Source organism: Enterobacter cloacae complex sp. SHL021, from assembly GCF_049237765.1.
GTDB lineage: Bacteria > Pseudomonadota > Gammaproteobacteria > Enterobacterales > Enterobacteriaceae > Enterobacter > Enterobacter cloacae.
Window position 1 is genome coordinate 90,264 of sequence record NZ_JBMKJG010000020.1, and the last position, 13,918, is coordinate 104,181.

Sequence of the window (13,918 nt, forward strand, 5' to 3'; positions counted from 1 at the left end):
AGGAATACTATGAGTCTGAATTTCCTTGATTTCGAACAGCCGATTGCTGAGCTGGAAGCGAAAATCGATTCTCTGACAGCGGTAAGCCGTCAGGATGAAAAACTGGATATTAACATCGACGAAGAAGTGCATCGTCTGCGCGAAAAAAGCGTAGAACTGACGCGCAAAATCTTTGCCGATCTCGGCGCATGGCAGATCGCCCAGTTGGCGCGTCACCCACAGCGTCCGTACACCCTGGATTATGTCCGCCTGGCGTTTGACGAATTTGACGAACTGGCAGGCGACCGCGCTTACGCTGACGATAAAGCTATCGTCGGTGGTATCGCTCGTCTGGATGGACGTCCGGTGATGATCATTGGCCATCAGAAAGGCCGTGAAACCAAAGAGAAGATCCGTCGTAACTTTGGTATGCCGGCACCAGAAGGCTACCGTAAAGCCCTGCGTCTGATGGAGATGGCTGAGCGTTTCAATATGCCCATCATCACCTTTATCGACACCCCGGGTGCTTACCCTGGCGTGGGCGCGGAAGAGCGCGGTCAGTCTGAAGCCATCGCACGTAACCTGCGTGAGATGTCTCGCCTGAAGGTGCCTGTCATCTGTACCGTTATTGGTGAAGGTGGTTCCGGTGGTGCGCTGGCGATTGGCGTGGGCGATAAAGTGAATATGCTGCAGTACAGCACCTATTCCGTTATCTCTCCGGAAGGGTGTGCCTCTATCCTGTGGAAGAGCGCCGATAAAGCGCCTCTGGCTGCAGAAGCGATGGGCATCATTGCCCCACGCCTGAAAGAGCTGAAGCTGATCGATACCGTCATCCCTGAGCCTCTGGGTGGTGCGCATCGTAAGCCGGAAGTGATGGCCGCTTCCCTGAAAGCGCAGCTGCTGGCCGATTTGGCGGACCTGGATGTGCTGAGCAAAGAAGACCTGCTCAATCGTCGTTACCAGCGTCTGATGACCTACGGTTACGCGTAAGCTTCACAATTATCTGAAAAGCCGCACACTGTTGCGGCTTTTTTTATACCTGCGGTTTACCCTGGCTATGCTTAGCTAATGTTTTTTAAGGAGGAAGCCCGTGAATATTATTGCCATTATGGGGCCACACGGCGTCTTTTATAAAGATGAGCCCATCAAGGAGCTGGAGCAGGCCCTGCAGTCACGTGGCTATCAGCTGATCTGGCCGCACAACAGCGCTGACCTGCTGAAGTTCATTGAGCACAACCCGCGGATCTGTGGCGTGATCTTCGACTGGGATGAGTACGACCTGGAGCTGTGCAGCGATATCAACAAGCTGAATGAATATCTCCCGCTGTATGCGTTTATCAATACCCACTCGACCATGGACGTCAGTGCCCAGGATATGCGGATGGCGCTGTGGTTTTTCGAATACTCACTCGGCGTGGCCGAAGATATTGCGGCCCGCATTCAGCAATATACCGGCGAGTATCTGGATAACATCACGCCACCGTTTACCCGGGCGCTGTTTACCTATGTGAAGGAAGGAAAGTACACCTTTTGCACGCCTGGTCATATGGCGGGGACGGCTTATCAAAAAAGCCCGGTTGGTTGCCTGTTCTATGATTTCTTCGGCGGCAACACCCTGAAAGCGGATGTATCGATTTCGGTTACCGAGCTTGGCTCATTGCTGGATCACACCGGTCCACATCTGGAAGCCGAAGAGTACATTGCCCGCACCTTTGGGGCCGAGCAGAGCTATATGGTGACCAACGGTACGTCGACGTCAAACAAAATCGTCGGCATGTATGCCGCCCCGGCCGGAAGTACGTTACTCATCGACCGTAACTGCCATAAGTCGCTGGCGCATCTGCTTATGATGAGCGATGTCGTACCGCTCTGGCTGTCACCCACGCGTAACGCGCTGGGGATCCTGGGGGGAATTCCGCGCCGTGAATTCACCCATTCAGCCATAGAAAATAAGGTGGCGGCGATCCCCGGCGCAAGCTGGCCGATCCACGCGGTGATCACCAACTCCACCTATGACGGATTGCTGTATAACACCAACTGGATCAAACAGACGCTGGATGTTCCCTCGATCCACTTTGATTCCGCGTGGGTGCCTTATACCAATTTTCACCCCATCTACGCGGGTAAAAGCGGGATGAGTGGCGAACGCGTGCCGGGCAAAGTGTTTTTCGAAACGCAATCGACGCACAAAATGCTGGCTGCGTTTTCCCAGGCCTCGCTTATCCATATCAAAGGTGAGTACGACGAAGAGACGTTTAACGAAGCGTTTATGATGCACACCACCACCTCACCAAGTTATCCGCTGGTGGCCTCCATTGAAACGGCAGCGGCGATGCTGCGCGGCAATCCGGGTAAGCGTCTTATTAATCGTTCTGTAGAGCGCGCGCTGCATTTCCGCAAAGAGGTTCAGCGGTTAAAAGATGAGGCTGAGGGCTGGTTCTTTGATATCTGGCAGCCGGAAGAGATTGACGAGGCGGAGTGCTGGCCAGTTGCGCCGGGTGAAGAGTGGCACGGCTTCCGTGATGCCGATGCCGACCACATGTTCCTCGACCCGGTAAAAGTGACCATCCTGACGCCGGGCATGGATGAACAGGGCAACATGAGCGACGAAGGCATTCCGGCCGCGCTGGTGGCGAAATTCCTTGATGAGCGCGGCGTGGTGGTGGAGAAAACCGGACCGTATAACCTGTTGTTCCTGTTCAGCATTGGGATTGATAAAACCCGCGCGATGGGTCTGCTACGTGGGCTGATGGAGTTTAAGCGTGCGTACGATCTGAACCTGCGCGTGAAGAACATGCTGCCGGATCTCTATGCGGAGGATCCTGATTTTTATCGCAATATGCGTATACAGGATCTGGCCCAGGGGATCCACAAACTGATCCGCCAGCACGATCTGCCGCGCCTGATGCTGCAGGCGTTTGACGTCTTGCCTGAGATGAAACTAACGCCGCACAAAGCCTGGCAGCGACAGGTGAAAGGGGAGGTAGAAACCGTTGAGCTGGAAAATCTGGTGGGACGCGTCTCGGCCAATATGATCCTGCCTTATCCACCGGGCGTCCCGCTGCTGATGCCGGGAGAGATGATCACCGAAGAGAGCCGTGCGGTGCTCGATTTTCTGCTGATGCTCTGTTCTGTGGGGCGTCACTACCCGGGCTTCGAGACGGATATCCACGGTGCGAAACGTGATGAAAATGGGGTTTACTGGGTGCGAGTCCTAAAATAAAGGTGGCTGCTTGCCAGGGGCGGGTTTTCGGTTGTAACGTTCAGGCATCATAAAAAGGAGAAGCTATGCTGGGTTTAAAACAGGTTCATCATATTGCGATCATTGCCACCGATTACGCCAAAAGTAAGGCCTTTTATTGCGACATTCTGGGCTTTACGCTGTTAAGCGAGGCCTATCGTGTGGAGCGCGACTCCTGGAAAGGCGATCTGGCGTTAAACGGGCAGTATGTGATTGAACTGTTCTCTTTTCCTTTCCCGCCTGCGCGTCCGTCCCGTCCGGAAGCCTGCGGCCTGCGCCATCTGGCTTTTAGCGTGGATGATCTTGACCGTGCGGTAAAACATCTTGAAGAGCATGGCGTGAAATGCGAAGCGATTCGTGTCGATCCGTTTACCGACAAGCGTTTTACTTTTTTCAACGATCCGGACGGTCTTCCGCTGGAGCTTTACCAGCAGTAAGCGCCATCCTGTGTGATAATGCCCGCTCTGTTCGGGCATTTTTTATGTGTAATTCTCTATGACCCTACCCGCTATTGCGCAAGCCGTTTCACCGTATCGCCAGCTGCTGGTGGGATTTAGCGGTGGCCTGGATTCCACGGTGTTGCTCCATCGCCTCAAGCTCTGGCGCGATCAGCAACCTGACGTTCAGCTCCGGGCGATGCATATCCATCATGGGCTGAGTCCTCACGCCGACGCCTGGGTTGCGCACTGTGAAGCGGTGTGTTCCGCATGGGCGATCCCGCTTGAGATTAAACGGGTGGTGCTCAGAGATGAGGGGCTCGGTATTGAAGCGCACGCGCGTAAAGCGCGCTATGCCGCATTTACCGCGGCATTACAGCCCGGCGAAGCGCTGGTCACGGCACAGCACCTTGACGACCAGTGCGAAACCTTTTTGCTGGCGTTAAAACGGGGAAGTGGCCCGGCGGGGCTCTCCGCCATGCCTGAACGCTCTGATTTTGCCGGGACGCAATTATTGCGTCCGCTGCTTGGCGAGTCGCGCGCATCGCTGGAAGCCTGGGCGCAGCAATATCAGCTGAGCTGGATTGAAGATGAGAGCAATCAGGACGATGGCTACGATCGTAATTTCCTGCGTCTGCGTGTTTTGCCGTTACTGACCGCACGCTGGCCGCACTTTGCAGACGCAACAGCACGAAGCGCCCTGCTGTGTGCCGAACAGGAGAGCCTGCTGGATGAACTGCTGAGTGAAGAACTGGCTGAACTGATTTCGGTTAACGGGGCGTTGGCGATCGCACCGCTGGAGGCGATGAGTCCGGTTCGTCGGGCCGCGCTGCTGCGCCGTTGGCTGGCCTCTCACCGTGCCGCGATGCCATCGCGTGCCATGCTGGGACGTATCTGGGACGAAGTCGCCCAGGCGCGGGAGGATGCAACGCCGTGCGTGCACCTGAACGGTTTTGACGTCAGGCGCTATAAAGGCCAGCTGTGGTGGGTGAAATCGACCCCCTCGCTTGCAGATGTGGTGCTCGGCTGGCCATCGCCTGCGAAACCGCTGCTGTTGCCCTGGGATATGGGAAGCTTGTCTCTGGAGACGCCAGGCCATGTGCGTTTACCGAAAGCCGAAGAACCGGTCACCGTGCGCTTTAAGGCCAGCGGTATGCTGCACATTGTCGGACGTAACGGTGGAAGGAAGCTCAAAAAAATCTGGCAGGAGTGCAATGTGCCGCCCTGGTTGCGCGATACCACGCCGTTACTTTTTTACGGTGAAACACTGATTGCGGCGGCAGGGGTATTCATTACAGAAGAGGGCTGGGCAGAATCGGGCGTGAGTCTGGAGTGGAAAACGTAACGGGCAGCCAGGCTGCCCGTTAGTGTCATCAGGATTCGCTCACCACGACGGTGCCGATTTGCGGGTGGCTGAAGCTGGCAATTTTGTCCAGGCGTAGCTCACGCGTCGCACCGGCGTCTTCCACTATCAGATATTCCACATTCTTACGTGAAACCAGGTCGCTGGCTTTCGCCTTCAACACTTCGCCATCTTTTAACTCCAGCGTCAGTATTAAATGATGCTGGCAGGCGAGTTCGAGGTTGTCATAGTCATCACAATTGATGGGTTGATAAGTATCATTCATCGACATAATCGCTCACCAGTAAATTCGCCGCAGCATACGCTGCTTTTTCCCTGACCGATTCTGAAAGGCTCTCATCAGAGGCCACTTCATTAAGCACTTTCAATACACAGCCCAACGCATCCGGGACATATCCCAGATCTCCGCTGGCGATTTCCGCATACCGTTTGCGAATTAGCTCACAATAATTATTCACATCCCCTCCCGCCAGCGCACTGACTTACTGTGAGATATCATTAAGCCTACGAAGATAAACTCGGTTTAGCAAGGTGACTATACCATACTCATTTAAGCAATATCAGAGCCTTGATGGCGCCGTATTCATCACGGCGTAACAGCCTTTTGCCGCTGTTTTCGCTACAATGTGCGCCTGATTCGAAAGGAGTTCTCCCATGGCGCTGAAAGCGACAATTTATAAAGCGGTGGTCAATGTGGCTGACCTTGACCGCAACCAGTTTCTGGATGCGTCACTGACGCTGGCGCGTCACCCCTCTGAAACCCAGGAGCGCATGATGCTGCGCCTGCTGGCGTGGATTAAATATGCCGACGAGCGTCTGCAGTTTACCCGTGGCTTAAGCGCAGAAGACGAGCCGGAAGCCTGGCTGCGTAACGATCATCTGGGTATCGATTTATGGATTGAACTTGGTCTGCCGGATGAGCGCCGCCTCAAAAAGGCGTGTACCCAGTCTGCGGAAGTGGCGCTATTCGCGTACAACCAACGCGCTGCGGAAATCTGGTGGCAGCAAACCAAGAGCAAGTGCGGTCAGTTTAAAAACCTCACGGTCTGGTATCTGGATGATGAACAACTGGCGCAGCTGAGCGAATTTGCCAGCCGGACGATGACTCTGCAGGCGACGATCCAGGACGGCGCAATCTGGCTTTCTGACTCTCAGAATAATCTGGAAATTCATCTGACGGCGTGGCAGCCTGCTTCATGATCGTGTTGTCCCGAAACGTCAGCATCCCGGACAATGAGCTGGAGATCACCGCCATCCGTGCGCAGGGGGCGGGGGGACAGCACGTTAACAAGGCTTCAACCGCTATCCATTTGCGCTTTGACATTCGGGCCTCAAGCCTGCCAGAGTATTATAAGGAAAGTCTGCTCGCTGCCAGCCATCATCTGATCACCAGTGACGGTGTCATTGTGATCAAGGCGCAGGAGTACCGTAGCCAGGAGTTAAACCGGGAAGCGGCAATTGCCAGACTGGTGGCGGTGATAAAAGAATTAACTGCGGTGCAAAAAAGCCGTCGGGCAACGCGGCCAACCCGCGCATCGAAAGAGCGTCGGTTGTCGTCAAAGGCTCAGAAATCCACAGTGAAAGCACTACGCGGTAAAGTTCGTCGCCCTTTGGATTGACGAAAAGGAACACTATTTCATAAGGAATTCATTGTGAAAAAAGCATTATGGTCAGCGTTGGCAGTGAGTACGCTCTTTGCGCTTTTCGGATGTAACAACCGTTCGGAAACGCAGGTCCTGCAGCCAACGCAGAATGAAGAGTTAAAGCCAATGCAGCAGAGCTGGCGCGGCGTACTGCCTTGTGCCGACTGTGAAGGCATTGAGACGTCGCTGTTCCTGCAAAAAGACGGTACGTGGGTCATGAATCAGCGGTATCAGGGCGCGAAAGAACCCTCCTCTTTTGCGACTTACGGGACATGGGCACGCACGGCCGAGAAGTTGGTGTTGACCGATACGAGCGGTGAGAAAACGTATTTCCGCGCCAAAGGCGAAGGGATGGAGATGCTCGACCGTGAAGGTAACCCGATTGAATCCCAGTTCAACTACACGCTGGCTCCGGTGAAAGCGGCGCTGCCTGCCACGCCGATGCCGATGCGGGGCATGTATTTCTATATGGCTGATGCGGCCATCTTTACAGACTGCGCAACGGGTAAGAAAGTGAGCGTGGCGAACAATGCCCAGCTGGAACGGGATTATGCGGTCGCACGCGGAAATGACAGTAAGCCGGTATTATTGACGGTCGACGGTCACTTTACGCTGGAGCCAAACCCGGATAGCGGCGAGTTGGTGAAAACCCTTGTGGCAGATAAAGATGCGAAGTTCGCGGCAGGCAAAGACTGTAACAGTAAATAACGCTGGCTTTGCGCCATGAAAAAACCCCGCCTGAGCGGGGTTTTTTATTTAACCTTTGATGGCTTTTACCAGGTAATCAAGGATATCACCGGTCTTGATCATCTGTTTTTCGCCGCTACGACGGTATTTATATTCAATCTCGTCGCTGTCAAGGTTACGGTCACCGATAACGATGGTATGAGGAATACCAATCAGTTCCATATCAGCAAACATCACGCCCGGACGTTCTTTACGGTCGTCCATCAGCACTTCGATACCCTGCGCGCGCAGCTCTGCGTACAGTTTCTCAGCCAGCTCCTGCACACGGTAAGACTTGTGCATGTTCATTGGCAGGATCGCCACCTGGAACGGCGCGATGTTATCCGGCCAGACAATGCCACGCTCGTCGTAGTTCTGCTCAATCGCCGCAGCCACCACGCGCGTGACCCCGATACCGTAGCAACCCATGGTCAGGATCTGGTTACGGCCATCTTCACCCTGAACGGCAGCGTTCAGCGCACGGGAATATTTATCGCCCAACTGGAAGATATGGCCCACTTCGATGCCGCGTTTAATCATCAGGGTGCCCTGGCCATCCGGGCTTGGATCGCCTGCAACAACGTTGCGAATATCCGCCACTTCTGGCGTTGCCACATCGCGATCCCAGTTGATGCCAAAGTAGTGTTTACCATCAATGTTAGCGCCTGCAGCGAAGTCGCTCATCGCCGCAACCGTGCGGTCAATCACAACAGGCACAGGCATATTCACCGGACCCAGAGAGCCTGGGCCTGCGTTTACGACGGCGCGGATTTCCGCTTCCGTTGCGAAGGTCAGTGGGCTGGCAACCTGTGGCAGCTTCTCAGCTTTCACTTCGTTCAGCTCGTGATCACCACGTACCAGCAGGGCAACCAGCGGGTATGCACTGCCTTCTGTGGATTTCACCAGCAGCGTTTTAACGGTTTTTTCGATCGGCAGCGCAAACTGCTCAACCAGCTCGGCAATGGTTTTGGCATTTGGCGTGTCAACCAGCGTCATTTCCTGGGTTGCCGCGCCGCGTGGTTCTTTTGGTGCCAGTGCTTCAGCAAATTCAATGTTTGCCGCGTAGTCAGAGGAGTCAGAGAAGATCACATCGTCTTCACCGCTCTGCGCCAGAACCTGGAACTCATGGGACGCGCTACCACCGATAGAGCCGGTATCGGCCTGCACAGCACGGAAATCCAGCCCCATGCGGGAGAAGATTTTGCTGTAAGCCTCGTACATTTTGTCGTAGGTCTCTTGCAGAGATTCCTGAGAAGTATGGAAAGAGTAAGCATCTTTCATCAGGAATTCGCGAGAACGCATAACGCCGAAACGTGGGCGAACTTCGTCACGGAACTTGGTCTGGATCTGGAAGAAGTTCAGCGGCAGCTGTTTGTAAGAGCTCAGCTCATTGCGAATCAGATCGGTGATCACTTCTTCATGCGTTGGGCCGAGGACGAACGGACGCTCGCCACGGTCAACGAAGCGCAGCAGTTCAGGGCCATATTGCTCCCAACGGCCACTCTCCTGCCACAGGTCAGCGGGCTGAACCACGGGCATGGACACCTCGATAGCACCGGCGTTATTCATCTCTTCACGCACGATGTTTTCGACTTTTTTCAGGACGCGCACGCCGGTCGGCAGCCAGGTGTACAACCCGGAGGCCAGCTTGCGGATCATCCCGGCGCGCAGCATCAGCTGATGGCTGATGACTTCGGCGTCGGCAGGTGTCTCCTTCAGTGTGGAGAGCAGATATTGGCTAGTACGCATGTTGTTACGGTTCCATTTCGACGATTGGAACAGGCTGAAACGCCAGCCTGACACAAAAAAAGTGGTTTAGTTTACCAGTGTGGCAAAGATGCCAAAAGAGAGGAGAAGAAAATTACCTGGGTTCCAGGGCAAACACTTCAAAACCGGTCTCTGTCACGCGCCAGCGGACATTAAAATCCAGCAGCCAGACGGCGTAGGTTTTCCCGGCTTCCTCTTCTTTACGGTAGGCTGGACGCGGATCCTGCGCCAGAACGTCTACGATAAAGTCCCGCAAACGGGGATAGCGCTTTTCCAGTTGGCTAAGTTGCGTAAGCAGTTCTGGCGTAAAGTGAACAGGCATATCCGCCTGCGGTGCTTGCTGGGCGTAGCTGGCCCGGGCATCTGGCAACGCTTCGGCAAAAGGCAGATAGGGTTTAATGTCGATAACCGGGGTGCCATCAACCAGGTCAAGGCTGCCTAACTCCAGTATCACCTGATCTTTCTGACAGCGTATTCCTTTCAGTTCAACCAGCGACATGCCGATCGGGTTTGGACGAAAGGTTGAGCGGGTCGCGAATACCCCCATCCGGGCATTTCCGCCCAGACGAGGAGGGCGCACCGTAGGACGCCAGCCACCGTCCATCGTCTGGTGAAACACAAAAACAACCCATAAATGGCTGAACGCCTCAAGCCCGCGCACCGCATCGGCCTGATTATAGGGCGCAATCAAGTGAAGTTCACCGCTGCCGCTGGTGACTAGACCCGGCTGGCGTGGCACGGCAAACTTCTCTTTGTAAGGAGAGCGGATAACGCCTATCTGTTCGAAATGAAAGGCACTCATTTCGCCGAAATGGTCAGCGCCGAACCAATACACACCGCCTGACGATAGCAGCCAGGTGTCCCGCTGGTGACTTCACAGCTGTGCAACAGTACCGCGTTAGCTTTCATTTTGGCCGCGTTGATCTGCATACGTTTACGGGCTGTCGGAATGTTGGGTGGGGAGTCCTGATTGGTAGCCTGACAGGATTCACCGCTCACCTCACCGAGCTCACGGAAAGGCTTGCCCACGAGGTCGTCGGCTTTGGTAATGATACGTACCGGCGCAGGGCGAGGCGCTTTAGGTTTAACGGGCTCTGCTTTTGGCGGGGTTGCAGTGCTTTGAACGGGTTCAACTGGAGATCTGCTTAGCATAGAACAGCCGCTCAGCATCAGTGCTAAAAGACAGATCGGTAAAGCACGCATAATAATTCCTCAGTGGATAATCAAAACGTCAGATATTGAATCAGTTGACTGCACAAATGACAAGACGGGCAGAAGCCCGTCTTGATGATATTACACTGAGGTCAGATTACCAGCCTTTAACCGCGCCGCCGTTAAACACTTTGTTGGCTTCCTGGTAAACTTCTTCAGACTGATAAGCCTGAACGAATTTCTTCACGTTTTCCGCGTCTTTGTTGTCTTCACGGGTCACGATCAGGTTAACGTACGGGGAATCTTTGTCTTCAACAAAGATGCCGTCTTTTGCCGGGGTCAGGCCAATCTGGCTGGCGTAGGTAGTGTTGATAACAGCCAGGGCGATCTGCGCATCGTCCAGAGAGCGTGGCAGCTGTGGCGCTTCCAGCTCAACAATTTTCAGATTTTTCGGGTTCTCGGTCACGTCGAGAACGGTCGGCAGCAGGCCAACGCCGTCTTTCAGTTTAATCAGGCCCACTTTCTGCAGCAGCAGCAGGGAGCGGCCCAGGTTAGTTGGATCGTTTGGCACAGCAACCTGAGAGCCTGGCTGCAGTTCGTCCAGCGATTTAATCTTCTTGGAGTAGCCCGCGATTGGGTAAACGAAGGTGTTACCCACCGCAACCAGTTTGTAGCCGCGATCCTTAATCTGCTGATCCAGGTACGGTTTGTGCTGGAAGGCGTTGGCGTCAATATCGCCTTTGCTCAGCGCTTCGTTCGGCAGAACGTAATCGTTGAAGGTCACCAGCTCAACATCAAGGCCATACTTCTCTTTTGCCACTTTCTGAGCGGTTTCAGCAACCTGTTGTTCTGCACCCACGATAACGCCCACTTTAATGTGGTTTGGATCTTTTTCGTCCTGACCACAACCCACCAGTGCCAGAGAGCCGATCAGCGCGCCTGCTGCAGCAAAGGTCTTTAATTTAAACGCCATGTTTTTATCCTTAACTCGTCGAGTTTGTGTTGTGTGTAACGTTATTTGTGCGTAACAGCCCGGACGATGCGATCGCCAGAGAACTGGATGAGATAAACCAGTACAACCAGCAATACCAGAACGGTATTCATTACGGTAGCGTTATAACCAATATAGCCGTACTGGTAACCAATCTGGCCTAAACCGCCAGCGCCAACGGCACCGCCCATCGCGGAATAACCGACCAGGGTGATAAGCGTAATGGTTGCCGCATTCACTAGGCCTGGCAGTGCTTCCGGCAGCAGAACCTTGCGCACGATCTGCATCGGTGTGGCGCCCATTGCGCGGGAAGCTTCGATCAACCCGGTTGGAATTTCAAGCAGGGCGTTTTCCACCATACGTGCGATAAACGGCGCGGCGCCAACCGTCAGGGGAACAATGGCCGCCTGCAGACCAATAGAGGTGCCGACAATCACGCGGGTGAATGGAATCATCCATACCAGCAGAATAATAAACGGGATAGAACGGAAGATATTCACCAGCGCAGAGAGCGTACGGTACAGCTTGGCGTTCTCAATGATTTGACCCGGACGCGTCACGTACAGCAGTACGCCGACCGGCAGGCCAATCACAAAACCAAAGAAACCGGATACAAAGGTCATTGCCAGCGTTTCCCAAACGCCGCGAACCAGCAGCCACATCATCGGCTCAGACATAACCCAGTACCTCTATTTTTACGTGATGTTCTTGCAGCCAGGCAATTGCCGCCTGGGTTTCTTCTTGTGTGCCGTGCATTTCCGTCAGCATGATGCCGAACTTCACGCCACCGGCGTAATCCATCTGCGCGCTGATGATGTTGTTGTTCACATTGAAGCGGCGCGCGGTTTCGGAAAGCAGCGGGGCATCAACGGACTGACCGGTGAACTCCATTCGCAGCATCGGGACGCTGTCCGTCGTGGGTTCGGTTTTCAAACGTTCCAGATAATCTTCCGGAATATCCAGATGCAGTGTGGACTGAATAAATTGCTGCGCCAGCGGGGTCTTAGGATGTGAAAACACTTCACTTACCGTGTCCTGCTCAATCAGTTCACCGTTGCTGATCACGGCAACACAGTCACAGATGCGTTTTACGACATTCATCTCGTGGGTAATAAGGAGGATCGTCAGGCCGAGACGACGGTTAATGTCTTTCAGCAGTTCCAGAATAGAACGGGTGGTGGCCGGGTCTAATGCGCTGGTGGCTTCATCGCACAGCAGCACTTTGGGATTGCTTGCCAGCGCACGGGCAATGGCTACACGCTGTTTTTGTCCGCCAGACAGATTGGCCGGGTAGCTATCATGTTTATCACCCAGACCGACGAGATCCAGCAGCTCGGTTACGCGACGCTTAACCTCATCTTTAGGCGTGTTGTCGAGCTCCAGCGGTAAGGCGACGTTGCCGAACACCGTGCGTGACGCCAGCAGGTTAAAGTGCTGGAAGATCATGCCAATCTGGCGACGCGCTTTGGTCAGTTCTTTTTCTGAGAGCGCGGTCAGTTCTTGTCCGCCAACTTCTACGCTGCCCTGGGTTGGGCGCTCAAGCAGGTTAACACAACGGATCAGTGTACTTTTACCTGCACCCGATGCGCCAATGACGCCATAAATCTGACCAGCAGGAACATGCAGGCTGACATTGTTCAGCGCCTGAATGGTTCGGTTCCCCTGCTGGAACACTTTGGTGATATTGGAAAGTTTAATCATTAGATTATTTTTATCGTATGTAAGTTAGCCGTGGCATTTTCGTCTGCCAGATACGGGTGATGCCCGTAAACAAAACGGATGTTAAGGCATCCAGACGTCTAAATCAATCCAACTCTGTGCGATGAGCACTTTATTGCGCTGCGATTCATGAGATACTAGCTGAACACGCCTTTTTCAGGAGCAAACCGGTGGCAAAATCAGTACCCGCAATTTTTCTCGATCGTGATGGCACTATTAATGTGGATCACGGTTATGTTCACGAGATTGACGAGTTCGAATTTATCGAAGGCGTTATCGATGCCATGCGCCAGCTAAAAGAGATGGGCTATGCGCTGGTGGTTGTCACCAACCAGTCTGGTATCGCGCGTGGCAAATTTACCGAAGCGCAATTCGAAACGCTGACGGAATGGATGGATTGGTCTCTTGCCGACCGCGGTGTTGATCTTGATGGCATCTATTATTGTCCTCATCACCCGCAGGGAACGGTAGAAGAGTATCGCCAGACCTGTGATTGCCGTAAGCCGCACCCGGGGATGTTTATCTCGGCGCAGGAATTTCTGCATATTGATATGGCCGCTTCTTATATGGTGGGCGATAAAATGGAAGATATGCAGGCGGCAACCGCGGCGGGTGTGGGTACCAAAGTATTAGTTCGCACCGGCAAACCCGTGACGCCAGAAGCAGAGACTGCAGCGGATTGGGTGATTAATAGCCTGGACGAGCTGCCTGAAGCGATCAAAAAGCACCAAAAATAGGTTTTTTGGCGAAAAGATGAGCGGTTGAAATAAAAATGCATATTTCCGCTTGTCATTCCCCGGAGGCCCCCTATAATGCGCCTCCATCGACACGGCGGATGTGAATCACTTCACAAACAACCCGGTCGGTTGAAGAGAAAAAATCCTGAAAATCAGGGTTGAC

Annotated in this window: 16 protein-coding genes; 8 read left to right on the plus strand and 8 right to left on the minus strand. The window is 53.9% G+C overall.

Annotated features, from left to right (window positions below):
* Positions 1-9: 9 nt before the first annotated feature.
* The 4 genes from accA to tilS all read left to right on the plus strand — a co-directional run bounded on the left by accA (position 10) and on the right by tilS (position 5,002).
* Positions 10-969 (plus strand): acetyl-CoA carboxylase carboxyl transferase subunit alpha, encoded by a 960-nt coding sequence (accA, locus tag ACOTZF_RS19120; protein ID WP_013095666.1) that lies wholly within the window; start codon positions 10-12, stop codon positions 967-969.
* Between the two features lie 100 nt (positions 970-1,069).
* Complete coding sequence (locus ACOTZF_RS19125) at positions 1,070-3,202, plus strand: lysine decarboxylase LdcC (RefSeq protein ID WP_029883819.1); 2,133 nt, start codon at positions 1,070-1,072, stop codon at positions 3,200-3,202.
* A gap of 65 nt (positions 3,203-3,267) precedes the next feature.
* Positions 3,268-3,657 (plus strand): VOC family protein, encoded by a 390-nt coding sequence (locus ACOTZF_RS19130; protein ID WP_013095668.1) that lies wholly within the window; start codon positions 3,268-3,270, stop codon positions 3,655-3,657.
* 58 nt (positions 3,658-3,715) lie between these two features.
* On the plus strand, positions 3,716-5,002 hold the full coding sequence (gene tilS, locus ACOTZF_RS19135) for a tRNA lysidine(34) synthetase TilS (RefSeq protein ID WP_129251985.1): 1,287 nt from the start codon (positions 3,716-3,718) through the stop codon (positions 5,000-5,002).
* A gap of 28 nt (positions 5,003-5,030) precedes the next feature.
* Here tilS and rof read toward each other — a convergent pair whose 3' ends face one another.
* Positions 5,031-5,291 (minus strand): Rho-binding antiterminator, encoded by a 261-nt coding sequence (gene rof / locus ACOTZF_RS19140; RefSeq protein ID WP_014830722.1) that lies wholly within the window; start codon positions 5,289-5,291, stop codon positions 5,031-5,033.
* Positions 5,278-5,478 carry a YaeP family protein gene (locus tag ACOTZF_RS19145; protein ID WP_008501889.1) on the minus strand — a complete coding sequence of 67 codons (201 nt, stop codon included), beginning with the start codon at positions 5,476-5,478 and terminating at the stop codon, positions 5,278-5,280. Before ACOTZF_RS19145 ends, rof begins: the two co-directional genes overlap by 14 nt.
* A 196-nt stretch (positions 5,479-5,674) precedes the next feature.
* Here ACOTZF_RS19145 and ACOTZF_RS19150 point away from each other — a divergent pair, with 196 nt between their 5' ends.
* The 3 genes from ACOTZF_RS19150 to nlpE are packed head-to-tail and all read left to right on the plus strand — an operon-like array spanning position 5,675 to position 7,371.
* Positions 5,675-6,220, plus strand: a complete 546-nt coding sequence (locus tag ACOTZF_RS19150) for a YaeQ family protein (protein ID WP_040022781.1) — start codon at positions 5,675-5,677, stop codon at positions 6,218-6,220.
* Positions 6,217-6,639: an alternative ribosome rescue aminoacyl-tRNA hydrolase ArfB gene (gene arfB / locus ACOTZF_RS19155; RefSeq protein WP_020688557.1), complete on the plus strand. Its 423-nt coding sequence runs from the start codon at positions 6,217-6,219 to the stop codon at positions 6,637-6,639. Before ACOTZF_RS19150 ends, arfB begins: the two co-directional genes overlap by 4 nt.
* Before the next feature lie 33 nt (positions 6,640-6,672).
* On the plus strand, positions 6,673-7,371 hold the full coding sequence (nlpE, locus tag ACOTZF_RS19160; RefSeq protein ID WP_013095674.1) for an envelope stress response activation lipoprotein NlpE: 699 nt from the start codon (positions 6,673-6,675) through the stop codon (positions 7,369-7,371).
* A 48-nt stretch (positions 7,372-7,419) separates the two neighbouring features.
* Here nlpE and proS read toward each other — a convergent pair whose 3' ends face one another.
* The 6 genes from proS to metN all read right to left on the minus strand — a co-directional run bounded on the left by proS (position 7,420) and on the right by metN (position 13,000).
* Positions 7,420-9,138 carry a proline--tRNA ligase gene (gene proS, locus ACOTZF_RS19165; RefSeq protein WP_020688559.1) on the minus strand — a complete coding sequence of 573 codons (1,719 nt, stop codon included), beginning with the start codon at positions 9,136-9,138 and terminating at the stop codon, positions 7,420-7,422.
* Positions 9,139-9,250: 112 nt separating this feature from the next.
* A complete protein-coding gene (tsaA, locus tag ACOTZF_RS19170; RefSeq protein WP_038418726.1) occupies positions 9,251-9,958 on the minus strand; it encodes a tRNA (N6-threonylcarbamoyladenosine(37)-N6)-methyltransferase TrmO in 708 nt (235 codons plus the stop codon).
* On the minus strand, positions 9,955-10,359 hold the full coding sequence (gene rcsF, locus ACOTZF_RS19175; protein ID WP_023621752.1) for an Rcs stress response system protein RcsF: 405 nt from the start codon (positions 10,357-10,359) through the stop codon (positions 9,955-9,957). Before rcsF ends, tsaA begins: the two co-directional genes overlap by 4 nt.
* 106 nt (positions 10,360-10,465) lie before the next feature.
* Positions 10,466-11,281: a methionine ABC transporter substrate-binding lipoprotein MetQ gene (gene metQ / locus ACOTZF_RS19180; RefSeq protein WP_013095678.1), complete on the minus strand. Its 816-nt coding sequence runs from the start codon at positions 11,279-11,281 to the stop codon at positions 10,466-10,468.
* A gap of 41 nt (positions 11,282-11,322) precedes the next feature.
* Entirely contained in the window at positions 11,323-11,976 is a 654-nt protein-coding gene (locus ACOTZF_RS19185; protein ID WP_003856130.1) for a methionine ABC transporter permease MetI, read from the minus strand.
* Entirely contained in the window at positions 11,969-13,000 is a 1,032-nt protein-coding gene (metN, locus tag ACOTZF_RS19190; protein ID WP_421636195.1) for a methionine ABC transporter ATP-binding protein MetN, read from the minus strand. Before metN ends, ACOTZF_RS19185 begins: the two co-directional genes overlap by 8 nt.
* A 188-nt stretch (positions 13,001-13,188) precedes the next feature.
* Here metN and gmhB point away from each other — a divergent pair, with 188 nt between their 5' ends.
* Positions 13,189-13,755 carry a D-glycero-beta-D-manno-heptose 1,7-bisphosphate 7-phosphatase gene (gene gmhB / locus ACOTZF_RS19195; protein ID WP_129251983.1) on the plus strand — a complete coding sequence of 189 codons (567 nt, stop codon included), beginning with the start codon at positions 13,189-13,191 and terminating at the stop codon, positions 13,753-13,755.
* Positions 13,756-13,918 lie beyond the last annotated feature (163 nt).

What these genes read in the sequence shown, in the direction of transcription:
- rcsF (WP_023621752.1), bottom strand. Translation starts at nt 10,359, where the DNA reads ATGCGTGCTTTACCGATCTGTCTTTTAGCACTGATGCTGAGCGGCTGT.
- ACOTZF_RS19150 (WP_040022781.1), top strand. Translation starts at nt 5,675, where the DNA reads ATGGCGCTGAAAGCGACAATTTATAAAGCGGTGGTCAATGTGGCTGAC.
- arfB (WP_020688557.1), top strand. Translation starts at nt 6,217, where the DNA reads ATGATCGTGTTGTCCCGAAACGTCAGCATCCCGGACAATGAGCTGGAG.
- accA (WP_013095666.1), top strand. Translation starts at nt 10, where the DNA reads ATGAGTCTGAATTTCCTTGATTTCGAACAGCCGATTGCTGAGCTGGAA.
- proS (WP_020688559.1), bottom strand. Translation starts at nt 9,138, where the DNA reads ATGCGTACTAGCCAATATCTGCTCTCCACACTGAAGGAGACACCTGCC.
- ACOTZF_RS19185 (WP_003856130.1), bottom strand. Translation starts at nt 11,976, where the DNA reads ATGTCTGAGCCGATGATGTGGCTGCTGGTTCGCGGCGTTTGGGAAACG.
- metQ (WP_013095678.1), bottom strand. Translation starts at nt 11,281, where the DNA reads ATGGCGTTTAAATTAAAGACCTTTGCTGCAGCAGGCGCGCTGATCGGC.
- ACOTZF_RS19130 (WP_013095668.1), top strand. Translation starts at nt 3,268, where the DNA reads ATGCTGGGTTTAAAACAGGTTCATCATATTGCGATCATTGCCACCGAT.
- metN (WP_421636195.1), bottom strand. Translation starts at nt 13,000, where the DNA reads ATGATTAAACTTTCCAATATCACCAAAGTGTTCCAGCAGGGGAACCGA.
- rof (WP_014830722.1), bottom strand. Translation starts at nt 5,291, where the DNA reads ATGTCGATGAATGATACTTATCAACCCATCAATTGTGATGACTATGAC.
- tsaA (WP_038418726.1), bottom strand. Translation starts at nt 9,958, where the DNA reads ATGAGTGCCTTTCATTTCGAACAGATAGGCGTTATCCGCTCTCCTTAC.
- tilS (WP_129251985.1), top strand. Translation starts at nt 3,716, where the DNA reads ATGACCCTACCCGCTATTGCGCAAGCCGTTTCACCGTATCGCCAGCTG.